This window comes from Pedobacter anseongensis, from assembly GCF_037482965.1.
Lineage (GTDB): Bacteria > Bacteroidota > Bacteroidia > Sphingobacteriales > Sphingobacteriaceae > Pedobacter > Pedobacter anseongensis.
On record NZ_JBBHKB010000001.1, the window covers coordinates 18410 to 44790 of the forward strand.

General features: G+C 37.9%; 23 protein-coding genes. 6 read left to right on the forward strand and 17 right to left on the reverse strand.

All coding sequences use genetic code 11. The features are described 5' to 3' along the window. Window positions 1-2: 2 nt before the first annotated feature. The gene (locus WG904_RS00065) at window positions 3-353 is read left to right on the forward strand and encodes a hypothetical protein (protein ID WP_339577256.1); all 351 of its coding nucleotides are present in this window, start codon (window positions 3-5) and stop codon (window positions 351-353) included. Between the two features lie 96 nt (window positions 354-449). Continuing rightward, complete coding sequence (locus WG904_RS00070; protein WP_339577257.1) at window positions 450-1433, forward strand: LuxE/PaaK family acyltransferase; 984 nt, start codon at window positions 450-452, stop codon at window positions 1431-1433. Window positions 1434-1452: 19 nt separating this feature from the next. On the opposite strand, the gene tyrS is transcribed toward WG904_RS00070, so the two are convergent. Then, window positions 1453-2739, reverse strand: coding sequence for a tyrosine--tRNA ligase (gene tyrS / locus WG904_RS00075; RefSeq protein WP_339577258.1), 1287 nt, complete (start codon window positions 2737-2739; stop codon window positions 1453-1455). Window positions 2740-2870: 131 nt separating this feature from the next. Between tyrS and WG904_RS00080 the strand changes: the two genes are divergently transcribed. The 3 genes from WG904_RS00080 to dapA all read left to right on the forward strand — a co-directional run bounded on the left by WG904_RS00080 (window position 2871) and on the right by dapA (window position 6618). Continuing rightward, on the forward strand, window positions 2871-3548 hold the full coding sequence (locus tag WG904_RS00080) for an ACP phosphodiesterase (protein ID WP_339577259.1): 678 nt from the start codon (window positions 2871-2873) through the stop codon (window positions 3546-3548). A gap of 89 nt (window positions 3549-3637) precedes the next feature. Continuing rightward, on the forward strand, window positions 3638-5653 hold the full coding sequence (gene ligA, locus WG904_RS00085) for an NAD-dependent DNA ligase LigA (RefSeq protein WP_339577260.1): 2016 nt from the start codon (window positions 3638-3640) through the stop codon (window positions 5651-5653). 86 nt (window positions 5654-5739) lie between these two features. Beyond that, complete coding sequence (dapA, locus tag WG904_RS00090) at window positions 5740-6618, forward strand: 4-hydroxy-tetrahydrodipicolinate synthase (protein ID WP_339577261.1); 879 nt, start codon at window positions 5740-5742, stop codon at window positions 6616-6618. A 109-nt stretch (window positions 6619-6727) separates the two neighbouring features. On the opposite strand, the gene WG904_RS00095 is transcribed toward dapA, so the two are convergent. The 8 genes from WG904_RS00095 to WG904_RS00130 all read right to left on the reverse strand — a co-directional run bounded on the left by WG904_RS00095 (window position 6728) and on the right by WG904_RS00130 (window position 16692). Further along, window positions 6728-6904 (reverse strand): histone H1, encoded by a 177-nt coding sequence (locus WG904_RS00095; protein WP_339577262.1) that lies wholly within the window; start codon window positions 6902-6904, stop codon window positions 6728-6730. A gap of 254 nt (window positions 6905-7158) precedes the next feature. Continuing rightward, window positions 7159-8403, reverse strand: a complete 1245-nt coding sequence (locus WG904_RS00100) for an aminotransferase class I/II-fold pyridoxal phosphate-dependent enzyme (RefSeq protein WP_339578599.1) — start codon at window positions 8401-8403, stop codon at window positions 7159-7161. A 165-nt stretch (window positions 8404-8568) separates the two neighbouring features. Next, window positions 8569-10197, reverse strand: a complete 1629-nt coding sequence (ftsZ, locus tag WG904_RS00105) for a cell division protein FtsZ (protein WP_339577263.1) — start codon at window positions 10195-10197, stop codon at window positions 8569-8571. A 128-nt stretch (window positions 10198-10325) separates the two neighbouring features. Then, window positions 10326-11681, reverse strand: coding sequence for a cell division protein FtsA (ftsA, locus tag WG904_RS00110; RefSeq protein ID WP_339577264.1), 1356 nt, complete (start codon window positions 11679-11681; stop codon window positions 10326-10328). Between the two features lie 90 nt (window positions 11682-11771). Next, window positions 11772-12944: a cell division protein FtsQ/DivIB gene (locus tag WG904_RS00115; protein WP_339577265.1), complete on the reverse strand. Its 1173-nt coding sequence runs from the start codon at window positions 12942-12944 to the stop codon at window positions 11772-11774. After that, window positions 12937-14289 carry a UDP-N-acetylmuramate--L-alanine ligase gene (gene murC / locus WG904_RS00120; protein ID WP_339577266.1) on the reverse strand — a complete coding sequence of 451 codons (1353 nt, stop codon included), beginning with the start codon at window positions 14287-14289 and terminating at the stop codon, window positions 12937-12939. Before murC ends, WG904_RS00115 begins: the two co-directional genes overlap by 8 nt. 99 nt (window positions 14290-14388) lie before the next feature. Continuing rightward, on the reverse strand, window positions 14389-15495 hold the full coding sequence (gene murG, locus WG904_RS00125; protein WP_339577267.1) for an undecaprenyldiphospho-muramoylpentapeptide beta-N-acetylglucosaminyltransferase: 1107 nt from the start codon (window positions 15493-15495) through the stop codon (window positions 14389-14391). A 78-nt stretch (window positions 15496-15573) separates the two neighbouring features. Beyond that, window positions 15574-16692, reverse strand: a complete 1119-nt coding sequence (locus tag WG904_RS00130) for an FtsW/RodA/SpoVE family cell cycle protein (RefSeq protein ID WP_431844399.1) — start codon at window positions 16690-16692, stop codon at window positions 15574-15576. On the opposite strand from WG904_RS00130, the gene WG904_RS19595 reads away from it, so the two are divergent. Beyond that, on the forward strand, window positions 16685-16780 hold the full coding sequence (locus WG904_RS19595; protein ID WP_431844400.1) for a hypothetical protein: 96 nt from the start codon (window positions 16685-16687) through the stop codon (window positions 16778-16780). The genes WG904_RS00130 and WG904_RS19595 overlap by 8 nt on opposite strands. Here WG904_RS19595 and murD read toward each other — a convergent pair. The 8 genes from murD to WG904_RS00170 form a co-directional block, all read right to left on the reverse strand. Then, a complete protein-coding gene (murD, locus tag WG904_RS00135; RefSeq protein ID WP_339577269.1) occupies window positions 16750-18096 on the reverse strand; it encodes a UDP-N-acetylmuramoyl-L-alanine--D-glutamate ligase in 1347 nt (448 codons plus the stop codon). The two genes, WG904_RS19595 and murD, sit on opposite strands and share 31 nt — an antisense overlap. Then, window positions 18096-19343 carry a phospho-N-acetylmuramoyl-pentapeptide-transferase gene (gene mraY, locus WG904_RS00140; protein WP_339577270.1) on the reverse strand — a complete coding sequence of 416 codons (1248 nt, stop codon included), beginning with the start codon at window positions 19341-19343 and terminating at the stop codon, window positions 18096-18098. Before mraY ends, murD begins: the two co-directional genes overlap by 1 nt. Further along, window positions 19343-20800, reverse strand: coding sequence for a UDP-N-acetylmuramoyl-L-alanyl-D-glutamate--2,6-diaminopimelate ligase (locus WG904_RS00145; RefSeq protein ID WP_339577271.1), 1458 nt, complete (start codon window positions 20798-20800; stop codon window positions 19343-19345). Before WG904_RS00145 ends, mraY begins: the two co-directional genes overlap by 1 nt. 74 nt (window positions 20801-20874) lie before the next feature. After that, window positions 20875-22992, reverse strand: coding sequence for a penicillin-binding protein (locus tag WG904_RS00150; RefSeq protein WP_339577272.1), 2118 nt, complete (start codon window positions 22990-22992; stop codon window positions 20875-20877). Beyond that, a complete protein-coding gene (locus WG904_RS00155; protein WP_339577273.1) occupies window positions 22989-23399 on the reverse strand; it encodes an FtsL-like putative cell division protein in 411 nt (136 codons plus the stop codon). Before WG904_RS00155 ends, WG904_RS00150 begins: the two co-directional genes overlap by 4 nt. Before the next feature lie 10 nt (window positions 23400-23409). Beyond that, the gene (gene rsmH / locus WG904_RS00160; RefSeq protein WP_339577274.1) at window positions 23410-24315 is read right to left on the reverse strand and encodes a 16S rRNA (cytosine(1402)-N(4))-methyltransferase RsmH; all 906 of its coding nucleotides are present in this window, start codon (window positions 24313-24315) and stop codon (window positions 23410-23412) included. Beyond that, window positions 24305-24775: a division/cell wall cluster transcriptional repressor MraZ gene (gene mraZ, locus WG904_RS00165; RefSeq protein ID WP_339577275.1), complete on the reverse strand. Its 471-nt coding sequence runs from the start codon at window positions 24773-24775 to the stop codon at window positions 24305-24307. Before mraZ ends, rsmH begins: the two co-directional genes overlap by 11 nt. Before the next feature lie 414 nt (window positions 24776-25189). After that, window positions 25190-26380: a phosphoglycerate kinase gene (locus WG904_RS00170; protein WP_339577276.1), complete on the reverse strand. Its 1191-nt coding sequence runs from the start codon at window positions 26378-26380 to the stop codon at window positions 25190-25192. Window position 26381: the final 1 nt, after the last annotated feature.

The window sequence follows — 26381 nt, forward strand, 5'->3', positions numbered from 1 at the left end:
CTATGGTTTTTTTAGTTATCTTAATTGCTTCTTTTTTCCTCCAAATGGTGCTGCCTTGGTGGATAGTTATCGTTCTTTCTTTTGCCACTTGCGGGCTGATTGGAAAAACGGCTAAAATTGCTTTTTGGCATCCATTTTTCGCTATTTTAGTACTATGGTTAGGTGTGGCATTGTTTAAAAGCTTGCCAAATAGTAATGTGTTGGCCACTCGGGTAGCCGAAATGCTTGGTGTTAAATTATGGTACTTGGTATTAATCATTACCGGTGGTTTGGGAGCTGTAACCGCGGGGCTCAGCGGCATTTGTGGATATCATTTCAGGAAAGCGGTAATTTTGAAGAAAAGCAATGGATAAAAATAACTAACCAAAGTTTTATACGCTAGTTATGTGTATATGTACCTATGGTAAAAAACGCTTTAGTGAAACAGAAAATTGCCGTACTTTTGCACTGTGAGTATTAAAACCGAGCATTTTTTCAACCTAAAAGATGATGCTGCCTTCGAGAAAGCAGCTTTAGCAACATTTTATCATCAAGCAAAAAATTGTAAGGTTTATAACCAATTTATTCATCACCTGGGTGTTAACCCTAATGAGATCACTTCTTATCGAAAAATTCCGTTCTTACCGATCAATTTTTTTAAAAGCCATGAAGTAGTGAGCAATACTGCCCCGCCCGAAATTATCTTTAGCAGTTCGGGTACTGGTGGACAAATACAAAGCAAACATTTAGTTACAGATATTCACCTCTATGAACGAAGTTTTAATCAGGCTTTCGAACAGTTTTATGGCTCGATTAAAGATACCTGTTTGCTAGCCTTATTACCCTCCTATTTAGAACGCAATGGTTCTTCATTAATTTATATGGTCGATTCGCTGCTAAAACAAAGCGAGCATCCAAAGAGTGGCTATTTTTTACATGATTTGGCAAAGCTTTATCAAACACTTAAAACATTGCAGAAAACCAGACAAAAGACCATTCTAATTGGAGTAACCTATGCATTATTAGATTTTGTAGAGCAATTTCAACTCCACTTTCCAGAATTGATGGTGATGGAAACCGGAGGCATGAAAGGTAAACGAAAAGAGCTGGTTAGAGAAGAATTACATCAACTTTTGTGTAAAGGCTTTGGGGTAGCTAAAATCCATAGCGAATATGGGATGACTGAATTGCTTTCGCAAGCTTATTCTTATGGGGATGGCATCTTTAATTGCCCCCCTTGGATGAGAATTTTACTAAGAGATACCTACGACCCGCTTACATTAGTAGGCAACAAGCAAACGGGTGGCATAAACGTAATTGATTTAGCAAATGTTAATTCTTGCGCATTTATCGCAACACAAGATCTAGGTAAACTTTACAAAGATGGAAGTTTTGAGGTACTCGGTAGGTTTGATAATGCCGATATTAGAGGGTGTAATTTGTTAGTTCAGTAGTTTATTTCCCCCTAGTGAATTATTCTGCAATGATTAAAAAATAATTTTTCTTTCCTTTTTGCACAATAATGAATTGGTCATTAATTAAATCAGCATCAGAAAAGGTAGCCATCATCTCGGCTACTTTGGTCTTATTGATGCTTAATCCTCCACCTTGTATAGTCTTCTTCACCTCTCCTTTTGAGGGGAATACCGAAGTTTTTTCTGCTAAGAGCGTGGCGATATCAATACCAATAGCTAACTCCGACTTAGCGATGGTAAACTGTGGAACACCTTCAAAAATCTCGAATACACTTTTCGCATCTAAGGTTTGCAAAAATTCTAAGGCTCCATTCCCAAACAAAAACTCAGACGTTTTAATTGCAGTATCTAGGGCTTCTTGAGAATGTGTTCTAATGGTGATATCTTCAGCTAACGCCTTTTGTAAAATGCGTAGATGAGGTGCCGTATCGTGTTCCCTTTCTAGATTTTCGATCTCGTCTTGCGTTTTCAACGTGAAAATTCGAATCCACTTCTTCACATCATCATCTGATGCGTTTAACCAAAATTGATAATATTTATAGGGTGAGGTCTTATCGGCGTTAAGCCAAACTGCACCACTTTCGGTCTTACCAAACTTCGTACCATCAGCTTTTTTGATCAGCTGGGTAGTGATAGCATAGGCCGTACCTGCATCTTTCCTTCTAATTAATTCGGTACCGGTTACAATATTTCCCCATTGATCGGAACCGCCCATTTGCACCATGCAATTATAATGTTTCCACAAATAGTAGAAATCATACCCTTGAACCAATTGATAACTAAATTCTGTAAATGACATTCCCGTATCGCCATCTAAACGCTTCTTCACACTATCCTTAGCCATCATATAGTTTACCGTAATGTGTTTTCCTACATCACGAATAAAATCTAGAAAATTCATGTTTTTAAACCAATCGGCATTGTTAACCATTACCGCACCATTACCAGCATCATCAAAAGTTAAAAATTTTGCCAATTGAGTTTTCATTCCTGCTAAATTATGCGCCACCATATCTTCTGTTTGAAGATTTCGCTCGTCGGACTTACCAGAAGGATCGCCCACCATACCTGTAGCTCCTCCCACCAATGCAAAAGGTTTATGCCCTGCATTTTGGAAGTGAATCAAGGTCATAATTTGAGTGAGGTGACCAATATGTAAAGAATCGGCAGTTGGGTCGAAGCCAATATATCCTGATGTCATGCCCTCTTTTAACTTCTCTTCCGTATTGGGCATAATATCGTGCAACATCCCTCTCCAACGTAATTCTTCTACAAAGTTCTTCATAAGTTCTTAATTTAGGTTGGCAAAGATAATAGTTTAGTCTGAAAGTTTTTAAACCGGAAGTCTGTGAATTATCTAGCCAATTTATCCTCCGACTTTCGGACTTCCCGACTTTTCGGACTATATTTACAAACATGAACTTCCTTTCCCACTATTATTTTGAGCGCAAAAACCAAGACCACAATCGAATTATTGGGACGGTATTACCCGATTTGGTTAAAAATGCGCATAAGGACTGGAACTTCCATCCTCAAAAAAATGAAGAATTTTTCTTAACCGATAAGAAACTAATTTCTTTCTTGATAGGCTGGAAAAGGCATTTGGAAGTAGATATGTTGTTTCATTCGTCTGATTTCTTTAATAGACATACCGCACAACTTAAACACGTTATTGTGCCTATTTTAGAAGATAGTCCAGTACGTCCCTCCTTTTTAGCACATATTGGGGTCGAATTACTTTTGGATCATCTATTGGTGATAAATGAAAAAATAGATATCAACTCCTTTTATCATCATTTAAACAGGGTTGATGATGATAAATTGAGTTCATTTTTAAAAAAATGTGGAGCAACAGATACCGATCATTTTTTTAAATTCTTTAATGGCTTTAAATCGAGCAGGTACTTATTAAGTTATCAGAAAATTGAGAACATTAGCTACGCTTTACAGCGAATTTGCATGCGAATATGGGCCCATCCTTTTGATGAGAAAACGGTTTTACTTTTAACTGAAAAGCTTGCGTTTTATAAGGAGGAATTAGAGCTAGATTACATGGAGATTTTTGAGAAGATTGAGCATCAATTTGTAAAGTGAACACGATGTCCAATTTAGTTTGCACGAATCAATTTAACAATTTAACAATTTAGCAGTTTAACATTTCAACAAACAATTATCTTTGTTTCATGTCCATTTTTACCGTAAAAGACCAGATTGATGCATTGGTTAACGAATTAAACCAGCATACGTATAATTATTACGTGCTAGCGATGCCTACCATTGCTGATTACGAATTTGACCAAAAACTAGAAAAGCTTGCTCAACTCGAAAAAGAATATCCTGAGTTTGCAGACCCCAACTCTCCTACTCAAAAAGTTGGTGGCGATATTACCAAAAATTTTACCACGGTAAAGCATAAATGGCCTATGCTTTCTTTAGGAAATACCTATAATGAGCAAGATTTAAGAGATTTCGATGAACGTGTTAAAAAAGCAATTGGAGAAGATTTCGAATACGTTTGCGAGCTTAAATTCGATGGCTTATCAATCAGCTTAACCTATGAAAACGGCAAATTAATAAGAGCGGTTACCCGTGGTGATGGTACACAAGGTGATGAGGTAACCAACAATATTAAAACGATACACACCATTCCTCATCAGGTTAAAGGCGAAGGCATCCCTCAGCTTTTTGAAATCAGAGGAGAGGTTTTTATGCACAGGGCAGCTTTCGAGCGACTAAATAGAGAACGTGAAGAATTAGGAGAAGTACCGTATGCTAACCCACGAAACTTTGCATCGGGTACGGTAAAAATGCAAGACTCAAAAGAGGTTGCTAAGCGCCCACTAGATTGTTTTTTATATGGTTTATATAGCGAGAAGCAATTATTTGCAACCCATTGGGAAAGTTTACAAGCAGTTAAAAATTGGGGCTTTAATGTCTGCGAGCATACAAAATTAAGTAACGACATTAATGATGTATTTGCTTTTATTGCCCATTGGGAAGAACGACGCTTTAAATTAAGCTATGACATTGATGGGATTGTAATTAAAGTAAATACCTATGCTCAGCAACAAGAATTGGGCTTTACTGCTAAATCCCCACGATGGGCCATTTCGTATAAATATAAAGCAGCCGAAGTTCAAACGGTTTTAGAAAAGGTTACTTACCAAGTAGGTAGAACCGGAGCCGTTACACCTGTTGCAAACTTGAAGCCTGTTTTATTAGCGGGTACCACAGTTAAACGTGCAACCTTACACAATGCTGATGAAATTGAGCGTTTAGGCTTGTGCGAACATGATACCGTTTTTGTAGAAAAAGGAGGAGAAATTATCCCGAAGATTATACGAGTTAATGAAGCATTAAGAGGTGCAAATCCGGTTCCCATAAAATATGTAACGAAATGCCCCATTTGTAACACTCCTTTAATTAGAAAAGAGGGCGAAGTTGCTTTTTACTGTCCGAATGATGAGGGCTGCGCACCACAAATTGTGGGTAAAATTCAGCATTTTATTGGTCGAAAAGCGATGAACATTGATGGATTAGGTGATGAAACGATTGAAGCTTTTTATCAAAGAGGATTGGTTGCGCATATCAGCGATTTATATGAATTACAAGCTAAAGCAGAAGAATTAAAGAAGATTGAGCGTTTCGGGGAGAAATCAATTGAAAATATGCTGAAAGGCATCGAAGATTCTAAAAAAATGCCTTTTGAGAAGCTTCTTTTTGGTTTAGGCATTCGCTATGTGGGCGAAACAGTAGCCAAAAAACTGGCTAGAGGAGTTAAAAACATCGATAACTTAGCACAAGCAACCGTCGAACAGCTTACAGCGATCGACGAAATCGGCATACGGATCGCTGAAAGCATTCAAGAGTATTTCGCAAAACCAGAACATTTAAAACAAATTGAACTCTTAAAACTGGCTGGATTACAGTTTGAAGTGGTAGAAACTGAAGTGGTATTACAGAGCGATACATTGGTGGGAAAATCGTTCGTCATCTCTGGTACATTCGAAAAACATAGCAGAGAGGAACTCAAATCCTTAATTGAAGAAAACGGGGGTAAAATTTTAAGTGGAATTTCTGCAAAACTTGATTTTTTAGTGGCCGGAGATAACATGGGACCTTCTAAATTAGATAAAGCAACTAAACTTAATATCCCTTTAATTAGCGAGGATGAGTTGTTGGAAATGCTAAAAATTTGAAGTAATTAGAAGTAAATATTGCTTTAGATGGTTTAAAGCGATATTTTGCCAATATTTACTTACTTTTACATGAATATTAATAAGCAATGAATAAATTTCACGGTACGGGTGTAGCATTAGTTACACCTTTTAACACAGACGGAACGGTAGATTATCCAGGTTTAAAAAATCTGATTAATCACTTGGTTGATGGAGGTATAGATTACCTTGTATCCCTAGGTACAACAGGCGAAACGGCCACATTGAGCAAGGACGAGAAGAAGAAGGTATGGGAATTTACGGCTGAAATTAATAATGGCCGACTACCGCTTGTAGCTGGCATTGGCGGCAACGATACGCGAGTAATTGGTGAGCAGATTAAGAATTTTAACAGCAACCAGTATAGTGCAATTTTATCGGTAAGCCCATATTATAGCAAACCTACTCAAGAGGGGATATATCAACATTATAAATATTTAAGCGAATTAAGCGAATTGCCTTTGCTATTATATAATGTACCTGGCAGAACGGGAAGCAACATGAGCGCTGAAACCACCTGCAGATTGGCGAACGATTTTAAAAACATTATTGGTACAAAGGAGGCTTCTGGAAGTTTCGATCAGTTTAATCAGATCATGAGGGATAAACCAGAAGATTTTCTGTTAATTTCTGGCGATGATCCTATCGCGTTACCTATGATTTCAATTGGTGCGGTTGGCGTAATTTCGGTTATTGGGAATGCATTACCAAAACAATTATCAACTATGATTAATTTATGTTTAAAAGGTGATTATGCCGCAGCATTACCTGCGCATTTAAGCTTACTTGAAATTACAAAACTGATGTTTGCAGAGGGTAACCCGGCAGGAGTTAAAGCTGCATTAAAGCAATTAGGCATTTGCAACGACGTGGTTCGTCTACCTTTAGTTAAGGCTTCAGAAGCGCTCAATACCGCCTTATCTGAACAATTGGCAATGCTGGTTTAAACTAATCCTTAAAGACTTCTTAAGTTTAAAATAAAAAAAATGCGCCTTGGTAAAGGGCGCTTTTTTTATGCCTGTAAGCAGGCAAATCGCTTTTTAAAACAAGGTTTAATTATCCTTTGTTTTTAGTTTCTTGAATTTCTAAACGAATGGCTTGAGCCAAGTTTTTTAAATCTTGCATACCTTTACGTACACGAGTTCCAGCTGCGCTGTTAGCCTTGTTGTAGAATTTGTCTGCATCAGCTTCTAAAGCTGCAACTAGCGCTTTTACGTCGTTAAATTTTTTCATTTTTAAATTACTCCTTTTTAGTTTTTTTTAAGGTTTTGATTAATACTCTAATACTAAAGTAAGATGTTTATTTTAATAAAAAAATTTTTGCAACAATAAAAAACAGCTTGAATCCCTGTTTTTTTCCACATTTAAGGGGTTTATAAACAAGTAGATAACGAAAAAATAAGTATTAAGGACTGATTTTCAGCTATTTAAGACTATATTTAAAACAAAAACGCCCTCTAGTGTATACTGAGGGCGTTTTTTATTATTTATACTGTTGTTGGTATTTTAGCTTGTGCATACTGCCCAATTTTCAACTTTTCAGCCACTTCGCTAAACGCATCAAGTGTTCTTTCTACATCCTCTAAAGAATGTGCAGCAGTTGGAATTAGTCTCAACTCAATCATTCCTTTTGGAATTACCGGATAAACCACAATAGAACAGAAGATGCCGTAATTCTCACGTAAATCCATGGTTAACGCTGTTGCTTCAAAAAGTTCTCCCTTTAGGAATACTGGGGTAACCACTGTGTCTGTTACACCTAAATCAAAACCACGTGCACGAAGGCCCTTTTGTAAGGTTGTTGCAATTAACCAAAGCTTTTCTCTCAGCTCTGGATTATTTTTTAGCAACGCTAACCGTTTCAACAACCCAATTACCATTGGCATTGGCAATGCCTTTGCATAGGTTTGAGAACGTAAGTTATATCTAAAGTAATTCGTTAAATCTACCGTTGATGCTACAAAGCCACCAATACCAGCCATCGACTTGGCAAATGTTGCAAAATAAACATCAACACCGTCGATGCAATTTTGAGCTTCATGAGTACCTGCACCAGTTGGGCCCATGGTACCAAATCCATGTGCATCATCAATCAGTAACCTGAAACTAAAGTCTTTTTTTAAGTCAATAATCTCTTTTAATTTACCTTGAGCGCCTGACATACCGAATACGCCTTCGGTGATTACTAAAATACCACCTCCAGTTTGAGCAACCAATTTAGTAGCTCTTTCTAATTGCTTTTTGCAATCATCAATATTATTATGCTTATATACAAAACGTTTACCCATGTGCAAACGCAAACCATCAATAATGCAGGCATGCGATTCACCATCGTATACCACTACATCATTCCGATCTACCAAAGCATCGATAATAGAAACCATGCCCTGATAACCGTAGTTCAATACAAATGCATCTTCCTTACCTACAAATGCAGCTAATTCTTGCTCTAATTGTTCATGATATTTAGAATTTCCCGACATCATACGGGCACCCATAGGATAAGCCATACCAAAATCTGCAGCTCCTTGTTCGTCTGCTTTTCTAACCTCTGGATGGTTTGCTAAGCCTAAATAATTATTTAAACTCCAAACCAAATGCTCTTTACCTCTAAAATTCATATGTGGTGCTATCTCCCCTTCTAATTTTGGAAAAGAGAAATATCCATGAGACCATTTGAAATGCTCTCCAATTGGCCCCATTCGTTTTGTTAATTTATCGAAAATATCCAATGCTATATTTTTTAATGTTACTTTTTCTGCAAATTTACGCTTAAAATACGTATTTAGCAAGGCATATACGTATTTGACAATATCAATTAAATTTAAAAAACTACTTCTATAAAAAAGCCTTAGCAATCTTCATTACTAAGGCAATTATCTTATCTATTTCCCTTTTTAATCAACGTTATCATGTAAAAAAGAGTTATTGGGTCTAATTTCAGTTGCTCCATCTTCATCATTGCTTAAGGTAAATCGAGAAACTTGCGATTCAGATGAATGTTGAATTTGTTGCAATTGCATTTGCTTGCGTTTGTAAGCTGGCTCATTTTCTAACTCTTGTAATCCATTCGTGGTTCGTAATTTCATGCTCAAATCTTTAAGCCTTAAAATACGTTCTTTCGATTTCTTTAATTGATCTTCGATCGATTCGTCGTTTTTATCATCGTCGGCGCCAGAAACTTCTAGTTCAGCTTTAGGTTCGGGAGCGACTACCTCTTCTTCAAAATCAAAAGTTGCTACTGGGGTTTCAAATACGAAATCAGTTTCCGAAACTTTTACCTCAAACCCAACTGCTATCGGATCTAATCCTCCTTCTTGTTGTTCTTCATTAACTTGAACTTCTTCATTTGCCAATTGATGAACAACAGTAGTGGGGTTAAACAAATCGCCAAACAAATCAGGCTGCTTAGTTTCTTCCTGCACTTTTAATACAGGCTCGTAACTCACAGGTTCAGGTTTCGCTTCAATAAATGAATTAACTGGCTCAATTGGCCTAACTAAAGGAGCCTCGTCTGGCGTTAAAAGCGAAATCTTTTTAACGTTTTCTTTATCTTTTGCTCTTTGTTCTGTGGTTTGGAAACCTGTAGCAATTATGGTAACAGATAATTTGTCTTCAAGACTTTCATCAATACAATTACCCCAAATTAAATCGGCAGATAAACCAGCTTTTTCTTGAATAAAATCGGTAATGATGGTTACTTCATCCATGGTTACTTCACGTAAACCTGAACTAATATTCAATAAAATATATCTTGCTCCTTCTATTTCATTATCTTTTAGTAGTGGTGATGCCAATGCACCTTCTACAGCAGCCAATGCACGATTTTCGCCCTCAGCTGAGTAACTACCCATAATGGATACGCCACTATCTTTCATTACCGTACGTACATCTTTAAAATCAACGTTTATGTAACCTGGTACCGTAATGATTTCCGCAATTCCCTTAGCGGCTGTAGTTAAAATATCGTCGGCTTGAGCAAATGCTGAACCTAGAGTTAAGTTACCAAAGATCTCCCTTAACCTGTCGTTCGAAATAACAAGATAAGAATCTACGTACTTTTTAAGTTCATCCATCCCGTCATCGGCCTGCATTTTACGACGTTTACCTTCAAAAGCAAAAGGAGTAGTAATAATGGCGACGGTTAAAATGTCCATTTCTTTTGCAGCTTTTGCGATAATCGGACTTGCGCCTGTACCCGTGCCACCACCCATGCCTGCAGTAATAAAGAGCATTTTAGTGGTGTTGCCCAACATGGCTTTAATATCGTCGATGTTTTCTATCGCTGAATTTTTACCAACTTCGGGTATAGAGCCCGCTCCCATCCCTTCGGTTAAGCTAGAGCCTAACTGTACTTTATTTGGGATTGGACTAAACTCTAATGCTTGCGCATCCGTATTACAAATAATAAAGTCTACGCCCGTAATACCTTGACGGTACATATGGTTTACCGCATTACCTCCACCGCCTCCAACACCAATAACTTTGATGATAGACGACTTATCTTTTAACATTTCGAACTTCATATTGTTATGAATCAGGGATTTAAAAATTATATTTTCTGTTCATCTCTACTTGTAATATTAACACTTTTTTAACAGGCGTTTTCCACAAGTGTTAATAATGTGGAAAAATCATCTTTTGTGGAAAAATATTACGGTTTTATATAGTCTTCATCACTCACATCCATATCATCGTTGATGAATATTTTAGCCTTTCCTAACAATTTATCAAACAAACCAGCGCTACTTTTCGGTTTTTTAGAGTCGAGCGGTTTTTCTACAAACACCCCAGGTTGTTTCATTTCTTCAAGTAATTCTTCTGCTTTTTGTATTCCTTTAATTAATAAACCAATACTGGTTGCATACATCGGACTTTTTAAATCGTCGTATATGGTTTTAGGCATATCTTCGTATTTCGACAAATGCTCGTTCGGATAACCCACCCTACAATCTAAACCAGTAACATACTCAACCAATTGGTTCAGGTGCTTTAATAACGCTCCACCACCGGTAATTACTACACCGCCGATCAACTTTTTCTCATAGCCTGAAGATTTAATCTCATAGTAAACATGCTCAACTATCTCTTCCATACGGGCTTGGATTACATAAGCTAAGTTTTTTACCGAGATTTCCTTAGGTTCTCTACCACGTAATCCTGGCACACAAATAATTTCGTTCTCTTTATTTTCTTCGGCAAGCGCTGAACCGAAGCGTGTTTTTAATAATTCTGCCTGGTTACGCATTACCGAACAACCTTCTCTAATGTCTTCTGTAACGCTATTTCCACCAAATGGGATTACTGCGGTGTGGCGAATAATGCCTTCGTGGAAGATCGCAATATCTGTGGTACCACCACCAATATCTACTAGGCAAACACCTGCTTCCTTTTCTTCATCGCTCAACACCGATTCAGACGAGGCCAGGGGCTCTAAAATAAGTTCCTGTGTTTGTAAACCTGCATTGGTTACGCATCGCATAATATTTTTTACGGCAGTAACCTGACCGGAGATGATATGAAAATTTGCTTCCAAACGAACGCCGGCCATACCGATCGGATCCTTAATTCCAGGCTCGTTATCGATAGTAAATTCTTGAGGCAGAACATGGATAATTTCTTCTCCTGGAGGCATCACCAATTTAAACATATCGTCTACCAATTTATCGATATCTTTTTTACTGATTTCATTGTTTAACTCCCGTCGCGTTAAAATTCCACGATGTTGCAAGCTTTTAATGTGTTGACCAGCGATTCCTACGTTTACCACACGAATTTCTACATTCGACTGTGCGCTTGCCAATTCTACTGCTGATGCAATACCTTGTACGGTTTTTTGGATGTTAGAAACCACACCACGTGTTACACCTGCCGATTCTGCTTTTCCAATGCCCAATACTTCAATTTTATCGTGTTGTGTTCTGCGGCCAACAATAACACAAATTTTTGTAGTACCGATATCTAATCCTACTACAATTGGAGATTGAATGGTAGATTTTTCTTTGCCCATAACTTTATTCTTTTGTTGAGTTTATTTATTGTTGTTCATCTGGTAAATTATTTTGCTTCACCGTTTAGATGGAGCCTTTGATTATTTTAATCATTTCGGGTTCTTTGTATCTGTTTTTTCTTTCTTAACTACAGGAGTTTTCGCTTTTTCTGGCGCAGGTTTTGCTGGCGGTTTGTAAAGCGTTGACGGCGTAGTTGAATCTTTTCTTTCTTTTGTGGTTACTTCTTTGGTTGCTGTCTTTTTAGGTTCGCCAGCAACTATCGGTTTACTAGTAACTGCTGATTTATCAGTAACTGCTGATTTACTCTCTTTTGGGGTAGGCGATGGCGGTATTACTTTTTTCACCGTAGTTTTTTCCGCATCAATTTTAACCACCGCTGCTGTTTTAACCTCTTCCTTTATCGTAGTTTTAACCGCCGAATCAATCAGCTGTTTAACCACTAATGCGCTATCTATCACCACATGTTTCTTTACTGCGGTAGAATCATACGCATTTTTTTCGCACACAATTTGATTGATATATTTTACATTAATGGTTTTATAGGCATCCCACCCTACTTGTGGCATGGCTTGCTTATAAAACGCCAACAGATTACTCATTTTAACAGCTAATGAATCCGCATTACCTAATATAATACGTTGGTTACCTACCCTTGGTATCAACTCGATATCATTTTTACCGTTTACGAAGATTTGCTCAATCTGTGAATCCCATAAGGTATCTTGTTTTAAGAACAATGCAGTTTTATATAAATCGGCAACTAAGGGACTAATTAAGGTATCTATTCTACCCGAAAAACCTTCAAAAATATTACCTGTAGCCACCAATACATTTGCTGTGAAATTGGGCGACATCGGCATTTTTAATCCATCTCTATCAATATAATAGTCTTGTCCACCTGCATTAATAATCCTTAATACAGGTTGTCTTTGCTTAACTAAAATGTTAATTACGCCATCCATGTCGGCATATACCTTAGCATAGGCAATATATGGGTTGGATTTTAACGCAGCTTCTATTTCGTGGGTATTAATATCTTCTAGTGATTTCCCTACCAAATTACCCTGATTTTGCTCCAAAATAGCATCAATTTCTTCTCTTTCGATAAAATTATCGGCACCTGGGATTATGATTTTAACATTGGTGCATTTTACCTCTTGCTTCTTTATTTCGATGAAGCTCATCAGCACAATTATTCCGCTAAGGCAAATCGCCCATGCACATCCTTTCCCTATCGCTTTCCAGTTTATTCGCTTAAGCATAACTTAATAGGTTTTTTAAAGGTTCAACAAGTGTATCGATGTCTCCAGCGCCTACTGTCAAAAGTAGTTCAGGATTTTTACTTTTAATGTGTTCTAAAACAGATTCTTTTCCACATAATGTTACGTGTTCCAAACTCATTTTATCCATCAACCACCTACTCGTTACGCCCTCAATTGGCAATTCTCGTGCTGGGTAGATATCGAGTAAAATAAGTTCATCAGCTGTGCTCAATACTTTTGCAAATTCATCGGCAAAGTCTCTTGTTCTGCTAAAAAGATGGGGTTGAAAGATGACCGTCATTTTTTTAGTAGGATACAATTGCCTAACTGCATCGAAACAGGCTTTTAACTCTTCGGGGTGATGTGCATAATCGTCGATATAGATATGCTGCTCATTATTTACTATTTTTTCAAACCTCCGCTTTACGCCTTTAAAGTTTGCTATTGCTGCCTTTATGCTTTTAGGATTGATGCCCAAGCTAAGGGCTACACCAATAGCTGCAATTGCATTTTCTACATTATGCTTACCTGCCATAGCTAAGCTAAGGCCCTTAATGGTAGTATATCCGTCTTCAAAATCGAACACAAAATTGCCATTTTCTACACGAATGTTAGTGGCTTTCAGCTGCGAATCTTTCGAAGCGCTATAGGTTATCCCATAAATTGGCAATCCATCTTTTATAAATAGCTTACCTTCTTCTTTTAGCTGATCGGCAAATAAATGAAACGACTCGTGCAAGTGGAACTCATCGCCATAAATATCTAAATGATCGGCATCCATAGAGGTAATTACTGCTACATCGGGATGTAAGGTTAAGAACGAGCGGTCGTACTCATCGGCTTCCACAACCACCACGTTGTTTTTGCCGAAGAGTACGTTTGAATTATAATTGCTCGTTATTCCTCCCAAAAAAGCGGTGCAGCCAAAACCGGTATCGGTTAAAATATGCGCCACCATTGATGAGGTGGTTGTTTTGCCATGCGTGCCCGCTACCGCAATACAAAACATCCCTCTACTTATAATACCTAAAACCTCTGATCGTTTCTTTAAACTAAAACCATTTTCTTTAAAATGATTTAAAATCTGAGCATTTTTAGGGATTGCGGGCGTATAAACAACGAGTGTATCTGGATGATTTTCCATAAAACAAACCGGAACCACCGATTCATCATCCAAATAAGATATTAAAATCCCCTCGTTCTCTAATGAGATAGTTAAAGTGGTTCTTGTTTTATCGTAACCACATACTACGCACCCACGCTTCACAAAATAACGGGCAAGCGCACTCATTCCGATACCACCAATACCGATAAAATACACTCTGTTAATTTTGCTTAATTCCATTTTTTCTTTTTTTTTAACTGCAAAGTCTGCTAAGTCTGCAAAGCTGGGTTACATCCCTTGCTGTTTGCTCCTTGCTCCCTTTCTTGATACTTTATACTTCTAACTTTTAACCAATTTTAATACTTCTTCTGCTATCATAATATCGGCATCTTGCAATGCCATTTTACCAATATTTTCACTAAGCACTTTACAGCGCGCTGTATTTACTAATAATTTTAAGGCTTCTTGTACCAGCGTATCTTCAGCCGAGCGATCGTTAATTAATATTGCTGCGTCGTTTTTAACTAATGCCATTGCATTTTTCGTTTGATGATCTTCGGCAACGTTTGGAGATGGAACCAATATAACTGGCTTTTTAATTAAGCAAAGCTCAGCAATCGTTCCTGCACCCGCTCTCGAAATAATCAAATCTGCCGCAGCATAAGCTAAATCCATTTTATTTAAAAACTCCAATACTCTTATATTGGGATGAACATTTGGGCCCAATCGCTCCATAATCCCTTTATAATAGAATTTTCCTGTTTGCCAAATTACCTGAACATCTAGATCGATAAACTCTTGTAGATGTTTTTCTATACTTTTATTTAACGATCCTGCACCTAAACTACCACCAGTAACTAAAATTGTTTTCTTTAATGGATCTATACTTAAAAGTTCTGCTCCTGCATGATGCTTATCTTTAATATTAACCACATCCTCTCGTACCGGGTTTCCTGTTTTAAGAAGTGCAGCAGCGGGAAAAAATTGATCCATATCATCAAAAGCAACGCATATTTTAGCTGCTTTTTTTCCAAGCCACTTATTTGTTACCCCGGCATAGGAGTTTTGTTCTTGAATTAAGTAAGGTATTCCTTTCAAAGATGCGGCATACAATAATGGGCCAGAAGCATAGCCTCCTACACCTACAACGGCATTTGGCTTAAAGGTGTCTATTAATTTCATCGCTTTACCCACACTCGAAATTAGCTTAAAAGGCAATCCCAAATTTTTAAGAATCGAACCTCTTTGTATTCCACTTATATTTAACCCCACTATCTTATATCCGGCAGCTGGAACTTTTTCCATCTCCATGCGCCCCTCTGCCCCAACAAAAAGTAGCTCGCAGTTCGGAACCAATCTCTTTAAGGCATTAGCAATAGCAATAGCGGGAAAAATATGCCCGCCAGTGCCACCACCTGATATGATAATTCTTGGGAAATTATTCATTTTTTATTTTGTTTCTTCTCCGTCATCGGATGACGGCTAAATTTTTAACTCCTCCGTCATCCGATGACGGTTAGTGTTTTATGCCATTGCCGGAATTTCACCAACAATTACCTTTTCTTTCTTTGTACTCTGTTCTTCCACATCTTTACTCACACTCAAAATAATCCCGAAAGCTATACTGGTAAAAATCATCGATGTACCCCCCATGCTTACCAAGGGCAAAGGCACACCAGTTACCGGTCCGAGCCCCACAGCTACTGCCATATTTGCAAACGCTTGAATGGTTAAACTGAAGCTAAGTCCAGCAGCCAATAAGGCACCAAAGGCTTTTGGACTTCGTGTAACGATTCGTACGCATCGATAAAGTAAAACCAAGTATAACATCATCACGAACACTCCGCCAATGGTTCCATACTCCTCAATTATTATGGCAAAAATAAAATCAGAATATGGATGTGGCAGATAGTTTCTTTCGGTACTATTTCCGGGTCCCTTACCAAATACGCCCCCAGTTGCTAGCGCTATTTTAGAATGATCAGATTGATAAGTTTTATCTGAATGTTGATTTTCTGGATTCATAAACGTATCGACCCTCGATTTCCAAGTCCCGGCTCGTTCTGTAGTTAGAAATAAAAAGAACATCATCACCACGCCCCCAGCGCAAACAATAGAAATTTGCTTGATACTCACTCTTCCAACAATTAGCAACAAAATACTTACCCCAAAAAGCATTAACCCAGTAGATAAATTCGCTTTGGCGATTAATCCAAAAACAATAACCACGGAGCCCATAATGGGAACAAATGAATTTTTTACATCTTTAATATTTTCTTGCTTTTTGGTTAACATTCTTGCTAGGAACGTAATCAGCGCCAATTTCGCTAAATCCGAAGTTTGAAAAGTTAATCCAATTAATGGTATTTTAACCCAACGGGATGCTTCATTCAAATTAGCTCCAAAAATTAACGTATAAACCAATAAAGGGATCGTAATGATCATCAGCACTTTAGAAATACCAGCATAGTACTTGTAATCGAGTAAATGCGAGATGTAAATCATAAAAATGCCCAATAGCACAAAAATGATGTGCTTGGTAAGCAATAATCTTTCAACTGTTTCACCTCGCTTATAGGCCAATGTTCCTGTTGCACTATAAACTGCCATGATCGAAATCATAGAAAGAATAATGATGATCAACCAAATCCAGCGATCTCCTTTTGTTCGTTCTAAAAGTGCGTTAATACTAAACATGACTTATAATTCTTTAACTGCCGCTTTAAACTGATTTCCTCTATCCTCATAGTTTTTAAACAAGTCGAAACTCGCACAGGCTGGAGACAACAATACCGTATTTCCTTTCTTCGCTAAATGATAGGCAACTTGCACGGCTTCGTGCGCCGAAAAAGTGTTTACAATAACCTCTACATCGTCTTCAAAAGCTTCATGAATACGTTTATTATCTTTACCAAGGCACACAATGGCCCTTACTTTACTACGTACTAAATCTTTAAGCATCCCATAATCGTTTCCTTTATCAACCCCGCCCAAAATTAATACCACATCGTTTCCTACACTTTCTAAGGCGTACCACGTAGAGTTTACATTGGTTGCTTTCGAATCGTTAATGTAGGTTACATCCGAAATTTTAGCTACAAACTCTAATCGATGCTCGATATTTTTGAAGTTCCCCATGCTTTCACGAATGGTTTCATTGCGCAACTCTAATACTTTTGCCACTATGCCCGAAGCCATAGAGTTATAAATGTTGTGCTTTCCTTGTAGGGCTAATTCTGAAATTGACATAGTTAATGGTTCTTGTGGGTTAGTATTGATATGTAGCGTATCGCCATTTAAATAGGCGCCCACTTCTATTTTTTTACGAATAGAAAATGGATATTGTTTTGGTTTGAGCGTTATCTTTTTAAGTATTTTTTGAGTTTGTTCATCATCAGCACAATAAACAAATACATCGTTCTCTGTCTGATTTTGAATAATCCGCATCTTTGAGTCCGCATACTTTTCGAATTTATATTCATAGCGGTCTAGATGGTCGGGCGTAATGTTTAATAGGACCGATACATCTGCTTTAAATTCGAACATATCATCGAGCATAAAACTCGAAATTTCTAAAACATACCAATCAAATGCTTCTTCGGAGGCTACTTGAGCAGCAAAACTTTGTCCGATGTTACCTCCCAATCCAACGCGAACACCGGCGTTCTTTAAAATATGATACGTTAAGAGTGTAGTGGTCGATTTACCATTCGACCCTGTAATGCATATTGTTTTTGCAGACGTATAGCGTTTCGCAAATTCAATCTCAGAAATAACCGAAATCTTTTGTTTGGCAAGGGCTTTAACAATGGGTGCTGTGTTGGGTATACCCGGACTTTTTATCACCTCGTTGGCATTTAAAATCCAATCATCAGTATGCTGTTTCTCTTCGAACAACACCTCTAATTCTTCAAGTTTGCTTTTATAACGATCGGCAATTGGACCGAAATCAGACACAAATACATCAAAGCCCTGCTTCTTAGCTAACATTGCTGCACCAACACCACTTTCGCCTGCTCCCAAAATAACTATACGTTTCTTTTCCATTAGCGCAGTTTTAAGGTTACAAACGTGATAACAGCCAACATGATTCCGATAATCCAGAAACGGATTACAATTTTAGATTCATGATATCCCTTTTTCTGATAGTGATGATGTAATGGCGACATCAAGAAGATTCTTCTGCCTTCGCCGAAGCGCTTCTTCGTGTATTTAAAATAAGAAACCTGCAGGGTAACCGATAACACTTCGATTAGAAATACTCCGCACAAAATAGGTATCAATAATTCTTTACGAATCATAATGGCAAAAACAGCAATAATACCGCCGATGGTTAAACTCCCGGTATCGCCCATGAAAATTTGAGCCGGATAAGAATTGTACCATAAAAAACCCACACAAGCACCTACAAAGGCTCCTGCAAAGATGATAAGCTCCCCCGAATTAGGAATATACATGATGTTGAGGTAATCGGCAATTACCGTATTTCCCGAAACATAGGCTAAAATACCTAACGTAATTCCAATGATTGCCGAAGTTCCCGTGGCCAAACCATCTATACCATCGGTTAAATTTGCACCATTCGAAACGGCCGTTACGATAGTGATTACAAAAAACAGGAATACAATTAAAGCGTATTTTTTATAATCCCTACCCAAAAACTTAAGCACCTTTGCGTAATCAAACTCATTATTTTTATAGAAAGGCACATTGGTTACGGTCGACTTTACATCTTGGGTATAATAATAGCTTTCGCCCTTTTTGCGCAAAACCATTGGCGCTGCACTTTGCGAAATGGCGGTCTCATCAACCGTTTGACGAACTACAATGTTCGGGTGATAAAACATCGTTAGGCCGACTATAATGGCTAAACCAACTTGTCCAACTACTTTAAAACGCCCGGCTAAACCTTCCTTATTTTTCTTAAAAACCTTAATATAGTCATCCACAAAACCAATAGCCCCCATCCATACGGTAGTAACGATCATTAGAATCACATAGATATTGGCAATGTTTGCGAAAAGTAGCGTTGGAATAAGTATGCCTAGCAAAATCATAATCCCACCCATGGTTGGCGTACCTTGCTTTTGCATCTGACCCTCTAAACCTAAGTTTCTAACCGTTTCACCTACTTGTTTGCGATGTAGATAATCGATAATGCGACGACCGTAAACGGTGGTGATAAATAGCGATAATATGATCGATAGCGAAGCCCGGAAGGTAAGGTATTGGAACAACCTTAATCCCGGAAAATCGTAATGCTTTTGTAGATATTCAAATAATAAGTATAACATTAGCTTATTAAGTTTAATTGATCGATCAACACTTCTTTATCATCAAAATGATAACGCACCTTATTTATTTCTTGATATTTCTCGTGTCCTTTACCGGCTACAAGAATGATGTCTCCCGGTCTTGCAACGTGACAAGCCGTTTTTATCGCTTCTTTACGGTCTAAAATTGAAATGGTTTTGCGCTGATTAGTTGGCGAAATGCCCTTTTCCATCTCTTCAATAATTGCCTTCGGGTCTTCTGTTCTGGGGTTGTCGGACGTTAAAATTACTTTATCGCTCCAATCGCAAGCAACTTTGGCCATAATCGGTCGTTTACTACGATCTCTATCGCCACCACAGCCAATAATGGTGATCACCTGTTCGTTACCTTTTCTAATGTTTGCTATGGTACTTAGCACATTCTGTACGGCATCGGGGGTGTGGGCATAATCTACAATACCAATTATACCATTTTTTGAAACGGTATAATCAAACCTGCCTTCGGCACCTGTTAAACCACTTAAAATGGTAAGTACTTTTAATTTATCTTGTTCTAAAAGGATAGCCGTAGCATACGCTGCCAATAAATTATAGGCATTAAATGAGCCCACCATTTTAAAGAATACATCGATTTGCTCGATAGTTAAATTTAAACCGCTAAACTTATTCTCGATTATCTTGGCATTAAAATCGGCCATTTGTTTAAGCGCATAGGTTTTTTTATATGCATTGGTATTTTGCAACATTACCAATCCATTTTTATCATCGATATTGGTTAAGGCAAAGGCCGATTTAGGAAGTGTGTCGAAAAATTCTTTCTTCGCCTTTAAATAATTTTCGAACGTATGATGGAAATCTAAATGGTCGTGTGTAATATTCGAGAACACCCCGCCTGTAAAAACCAAGCCCGAAATGCGATGTTGCACTACAGCGTGAGAACTTACTTCCATAAAGCAATATTCACAGCCTGCATCAACCATTTGTTTTAAAAGTAAATTTAAAGCAATCGGATTAGGCGTAGTATGTGTTGCAGGAATAATTTCTTCGTTAATTTGATTTTGAACCGTAGAAATTAAGCCAACGTTAAAACTTAACTTTCTAAAAAGTTGAAAAAGCAAGGTGGCAATGGTGGTTTTCCCATTTGTACCCGTAATTCCGATTAATTTGATGTTTGCAGATGGATTATCGTAAAAATTACTTGCAATTACTCCAAGCGCGATGGCCGAATGGTCTACCTGAACAAAAGTAACTTGATCTGGTGTATCGATGGGCATCACTTCACAAACAATTACTTTTGCACCAGCTTCTATAGTTTGAGCGATATAGTGGTGACCATCTGTTTGCGTACCTTTAATGGCAATAAACAAAGTGTTTGAAACAATTTCTCTCGAATCGAAAGTTATTGCATCAACCACACTGTCGGGTTTTCCGACAATGCTTTTAATTGCTACACCATATAAAATATCTTGCAAAATCATTTATTTCGTTGTTCGTTTGTTGGTTTTTTAGTTGCTGGTTTTCCCAATTTGTTAATTAACTAATTCACAAATTATCACTGTAATTCTATTTGTACTAACGTTCCCTTGCCAATCGAACTACCAGCCTGTATCGATTGTAGCACTACCTTTCCACTTCCTTTTACCCTTGTTTTTAAACCAGCGTTGCCTAGTAAATACATCGCATCTTTTAAACCCATGCCATTTACGTTCGGCATTACTCCTTTTACTGGGGTATTTTCTTGATAAATAATACCATTTGTAGTATCTAGTGTATTGAAATAGTCGGATTTCGCTGCATATAAAGTTTTTATACCAAAAGCGTTGTATACCTTACGGGTAGCTCTGCTATGACCCGCCTTGGCTTCTGGAGCTACCGTATTGCCTGCCAAGTTTTGAGGCACATTTCCATACATAGTGGGGTCACTTGCAAAAATTCGGTCTGCAACCTTTCTAAATACGGGACCCGAAACAGCAGCTCCATAATATTCCCCATTCTTTGGATCGTTAATCACCACAATCATCGAGTATTTTGGCTTATCTGCTGGAAAATAACCCACAAATGAAGATTGGTATTGTTTTTTAGCCTTATAACCCAAATTATCATCTGCTACTTGTGCGGTTCCTGTTTTACCAGCAATTCTGTAAAGTGGATTATACACCACGTTATGGCCACTTCCTCCTTTATTTTCAACCACACCCTCCATCATTTTTTTAAGCTTTCCTAGAGTTTCTTCAGAACAAACCTTATCGTTTAACACAGGTGCGGTAAATTGTTTAATTGGATTACCTAACCGTCTAATTTCTTTTACAAAAATTGGCGCTACCATTTTTCCATTATTCGCAATGGCATTATATAAGGTTAGCATCTTTAATGGTGTTAACATCATTTCATAGCCATATGCCATTTGCGGAAGCGTAAGGTATTTGTTCCAACTCCTGAATGTTTCTGGATTTTTCACTACAGGTTTTGCTTCGCCAGGAATTTGAAGGCCAGTTTTCACATTTAAATGCCAATCGTATAAATGATCGGTAAATCGTTTTGGGTTTGCACCATAATGTTCATTAATCAATTTTGCAATAGCAGCATTCGATGAACTCTCGAATGCACTTTTAACCGTCACCGTTTCTACTTTAGGATGCGAATCTGTAATTACCTTTCTGTTTCCTGGAACAGGATAGTAACCGGTTTGGATCATCGAATTCGTATCAACCAGCTTATCATCTAGCAAAGCCATGTAAGAGGCGAGCTTAAATGTCGACCCTGGATCTTGATTTCCTGCGATGGCATAGTTAAATTGCTCTTTATAAACACCCTCTCCAACATCGGTAAAATTAGCCACCGCTCTTACTTCTCCCGTTGCCACTTCCATAATGATGACCACTCCATGATGAGCATTGGTTTCTTTAAGACGTTGTTCTAATGCACTTTGCGCTAAATCTTGCATATTAATATCGATGGTCGAAATAATATCAGCTCCATCTTTCGGTGCAATTTCTAGTTCATTATCTATTGGAACCCAAACTCCCCCAGAGATACGCTGCATTAACTGCTTTCCGCTTTCTCCATTAATATATTCACCAAAAGCGCCCTCTAAACCCACTGGATTTTTAACATTTTCGTTATTATAACCGATAGTTCTGAATGCTAAAGATTTAAAAGGATGAATACGTTTATTTTGTTGAATAGCTATCAATCCACCCCCACGTTTTCCGATGTTATATAACGGGAAAGTCCGCACAACTTTCAAATCTTGATAAGAGACTTTACGTTTAATGAGCAGGTATCTTGCTTTCTCTTCTCTTGCATTTCTTAAAATTCTTGAATAGTCTTTCGCACTTTTATCTTTAAAAAACTGGGCTAATTTCATGGCCAAAGAATCGACCTTGCTATAAAACACCTCTTTATCTTGAATTCCCCCAGCTAACATATCCATACGTAATTCGTATTCTGGAATTGAAGTGGCCAATAAACTTCCGTCGTTCGAATAAATATTTCCCTTGGCGGCTTCGATATCAAATTCCTTTACCGACAAGCTATCGGCCATAGCACGCCATTTCGCACCTTGAATAAATTGCACATCCCCCAACTTCAACAGTACAGCAAAGGCAAAAAGTACAATAAGGCCAAATGCCAAATACACTCTTAATAATATGTTTGCTCTAATGTTCATCGTTCTACCATAATCTTTTTAGGCGGCTCAATCAGTTCCTTTATACCTAGCGTATCTACTTTTTTCGCTACCTCTGTTAATTTACTTTTAAACATTAACTCGGCTTTTAGCGATTTGTATTCGTATCCTAATTCTGTAACTTCCTTTTTTAACTTATCTATATTTCTAATATTGGTTATCGCCATATGGCTATTGCCAATATAAATCATCCCTAACACACACAAAAACACCAAAAATGGGAGCACTTCCGTTGCAGCTTCTTTGCTTACTACTCCTTCGGTAAAAAGTTTCCTGAAGAAAACCATGGTATTACCCTCAGGTTGTACTGGTTTTTGCACCTCCTTCTCTTCTGCTTCAAGAAGCGCTAGTTCTTCCTCTTCTCTATTTTTCTTGAATTGGTTATTCATCTGCCTCGGTTTAAAGTCGTTCCCCAATTCTCAATTTTGCACTTCTCGATCTGCTATTTACCTCTAGTTCTTTCGCATTTGCTACAATTGCTTTTCGGGTAATGGCCTGAAAAGGCTTTTGTTCGTTTCCGAAAAAATCTTTCTCTACCTCACCTCTAAATTTTCCTTTTGCGATAAAACTTTTAACCGGACGATCTTCTAAAGAATGATAAGACATCACCACTAAACGACCACCTGGATTTAAAACATCTGCAGTTTGAGTTAAAAAATTTTCTAAAACTTCTATTTCCGCATTCACTTCAATACGTAGTGCTTGAAAAACCTGCGCCATGTATTTATTTTCTTTCCCCTTGGGTATATGCTGAGCTATGACTTTCTTAAAATCGGCCAAGGTTAAAATTGGCTGCTCTAAACGAGAAGTAGTTATTGTTTTAGCTAACGATTTTGCGTTCTTAACCTCACCGTAAATTCCAAAAATCTTATGTAGTTTATCTTCGGTATAGGTATTTAGCACTACCGCAGCGGTTAATGGACGTTGCTTGTCCATCCGCATATCTAAATCGGCCTCAAATCGGGTAGAGAACCCTCTCGAGGGCTCATTAAATTGATGCGACGAAACACCTAGATCGGCCAGAATACCATCCACTTTTTTATAGCCTAATAACCTAAGGTTATTCTTGAGGTATCCGAAATTCTGGTCTACAAAAATGAAACGCGAGTCGTTTATCTTATTTTGTTGCGCATCTGGATCTTGATCAAACGCGATTAAGGTTCCGTTCTTATCTAGTTTATCTAAGATCGCTCTCGAATGACCACCTCCCCCAAAGGTTACATCTACATATACACCCGAAGGTTTAATGGCCAAGCCTTCGATACATTCATTTAACAATACAGGTACGTGGTAATTATTCCCCATCTTCATCCCTCCTATTTTTACCACCCATTACTTCTTCGGCCAGATTTGCAAAATTCTCAGGTTCGTTATCGAGCAAACTATCGTAAGCCGTTTTAGACCACACCTCGATTTTATCGAACTGGCAAGCTAAAACCACATCGCCATTAATACCCGCAAATTCTAATAATGATTTAGGCAATAACACTCTTCCAGTTTGGTCTACGTTTAATTCTGTAGCACCACGGGTGAAGAAGCGAATAAACTCACGCGTTTTTTTCTCGTACTGATTTAACTTACTTAACTCAGCTACAATACCTTCCCAAACTTTTTTTGGATAGATAACCAGGTGCTTCTCGAAGCCGCGGTTAATCACCAAGCCTTCTTTCTCAACATTAGGCAATTGTTTTTTTAGACTCGACGGCACCATAAGGCGTCCTTTCGCATCTAACTTACAATCAAATTCTCCTAATAGCTGTATCATTTTACCACCTACACATTTTATGTAGTGTAAAAATAAATACTTCTACCACAATTTACCACTTTCTACCACAAAAAAGTTTTCAACATTTTAAATCTGCATTTTCATGTTCTTTTTAACTGTTTTTTGTAAAAAATATCCCACATTGCCATTGCAGAAAAAGTATTTCAATCGATATTTAGGCATTTTCTGATCCGCATTTCATTGCCTATCGGCATTAATGATCTCCTCAAGCCCTCGGTTTAATCGCCAAATATGCTCCATACCCGATTAAAATTCGGGGGATTCTGATTGTATTCTTAACTCAAGCGAAGGAAGCACGCTACTAGCAATTGTGATAATGCTAGCAAAAAAAAGCGGTATCAAACTATAAATAGTCTAACACCGCCTAAAACTAGCGACTTATTTAAACGAAAATTAGTCTTGAATAGCTTTTACGCCTGGCAATTCTTTGCCTTCCATGTATTCGAGCAGTGCTCCACCACCGGTAGAAACGTAACTAACCTCGTCTTCTAAACCAAATTTTGCAATAGCAGCGGCAGAATCGCCTCCACCAATTAAAGAAAATGCACCATCTTTAGTTGCTGCAACTACAGCTTCGGCTATGGCTTTTGTTCCTTTTAGAAAATTTTCCATTTCAAAAACACCCATTGGCCCGTTCCATAAAAGTGTTTTAGAATTTTTTACCACATCGGTAAATAGGGCTATTGTTTTAGGACCAATGTCTAAACCCATCCATCCATCAGGAATTTTGCCGCTATCTACTTGGTCTTTAGCTGCCTCATTATCAAACTTATCGGCAATAATGGTATCAACAGGCAATACCAAATTCACTCCCTTTGCTTTTGCTTTTGCTATCAATTCTAAACATAGGGCCATACGATCTTCTTCTAGCAAAGACGTGCCGATATTTCCGCCTTGCGCTTTCGCAAAGGTATAAGCCATTCCACCGCCTATAATTAGGTTATCGACTTTGTCTAATAAACTCTCGATTAATAAAATCTTATCCGATACTTTAGCCCCACCCATAATTGCAGTAAATGGCTTTGTGGCACCATGATTTACCTTTTCTGCATTTTTCAACTCCTCCGCCATCAGGTAACCAAAATATTTTGCCTTCGGAAAAAATTGAGCAACAATAGTAGTCGATGCATGTGCACGGTGTGCAGTTCCAAAGGCGTCATTTACATACACATCACCTAGCAGTGCCAATTGCTCTGCAAACCGTAAATCACCCTTTTCTTCTTCAGGATGAAAACGTAGATTTTCTAAAAGCAAAACCTCTCCAGGAAAGAGATTTTTTGCTTTCATTTCTGCATCCTCGCCCACACAATCGTTGGCAAATTTCACCGAAAAATCGAACATTCTCGATAAATCGCCCAAAATGTGCTTTAGTGAATATTTTTCTTCAGGACCACCTTTTGGCCTACCTAAATGCGACATTAAGATTACTGCGCCGCCATCATTTAATATTTTAGTGATCGTCGGTAATGCGGCTCGCATTCTTTTATCGTCGGTAACATTAAAATCTTTGTCTAATGGCACGTTAAAATCGACCCTAACCAATGCTTTTTTATCCCTGAAATTATACTGATCTATTGTGTTCATA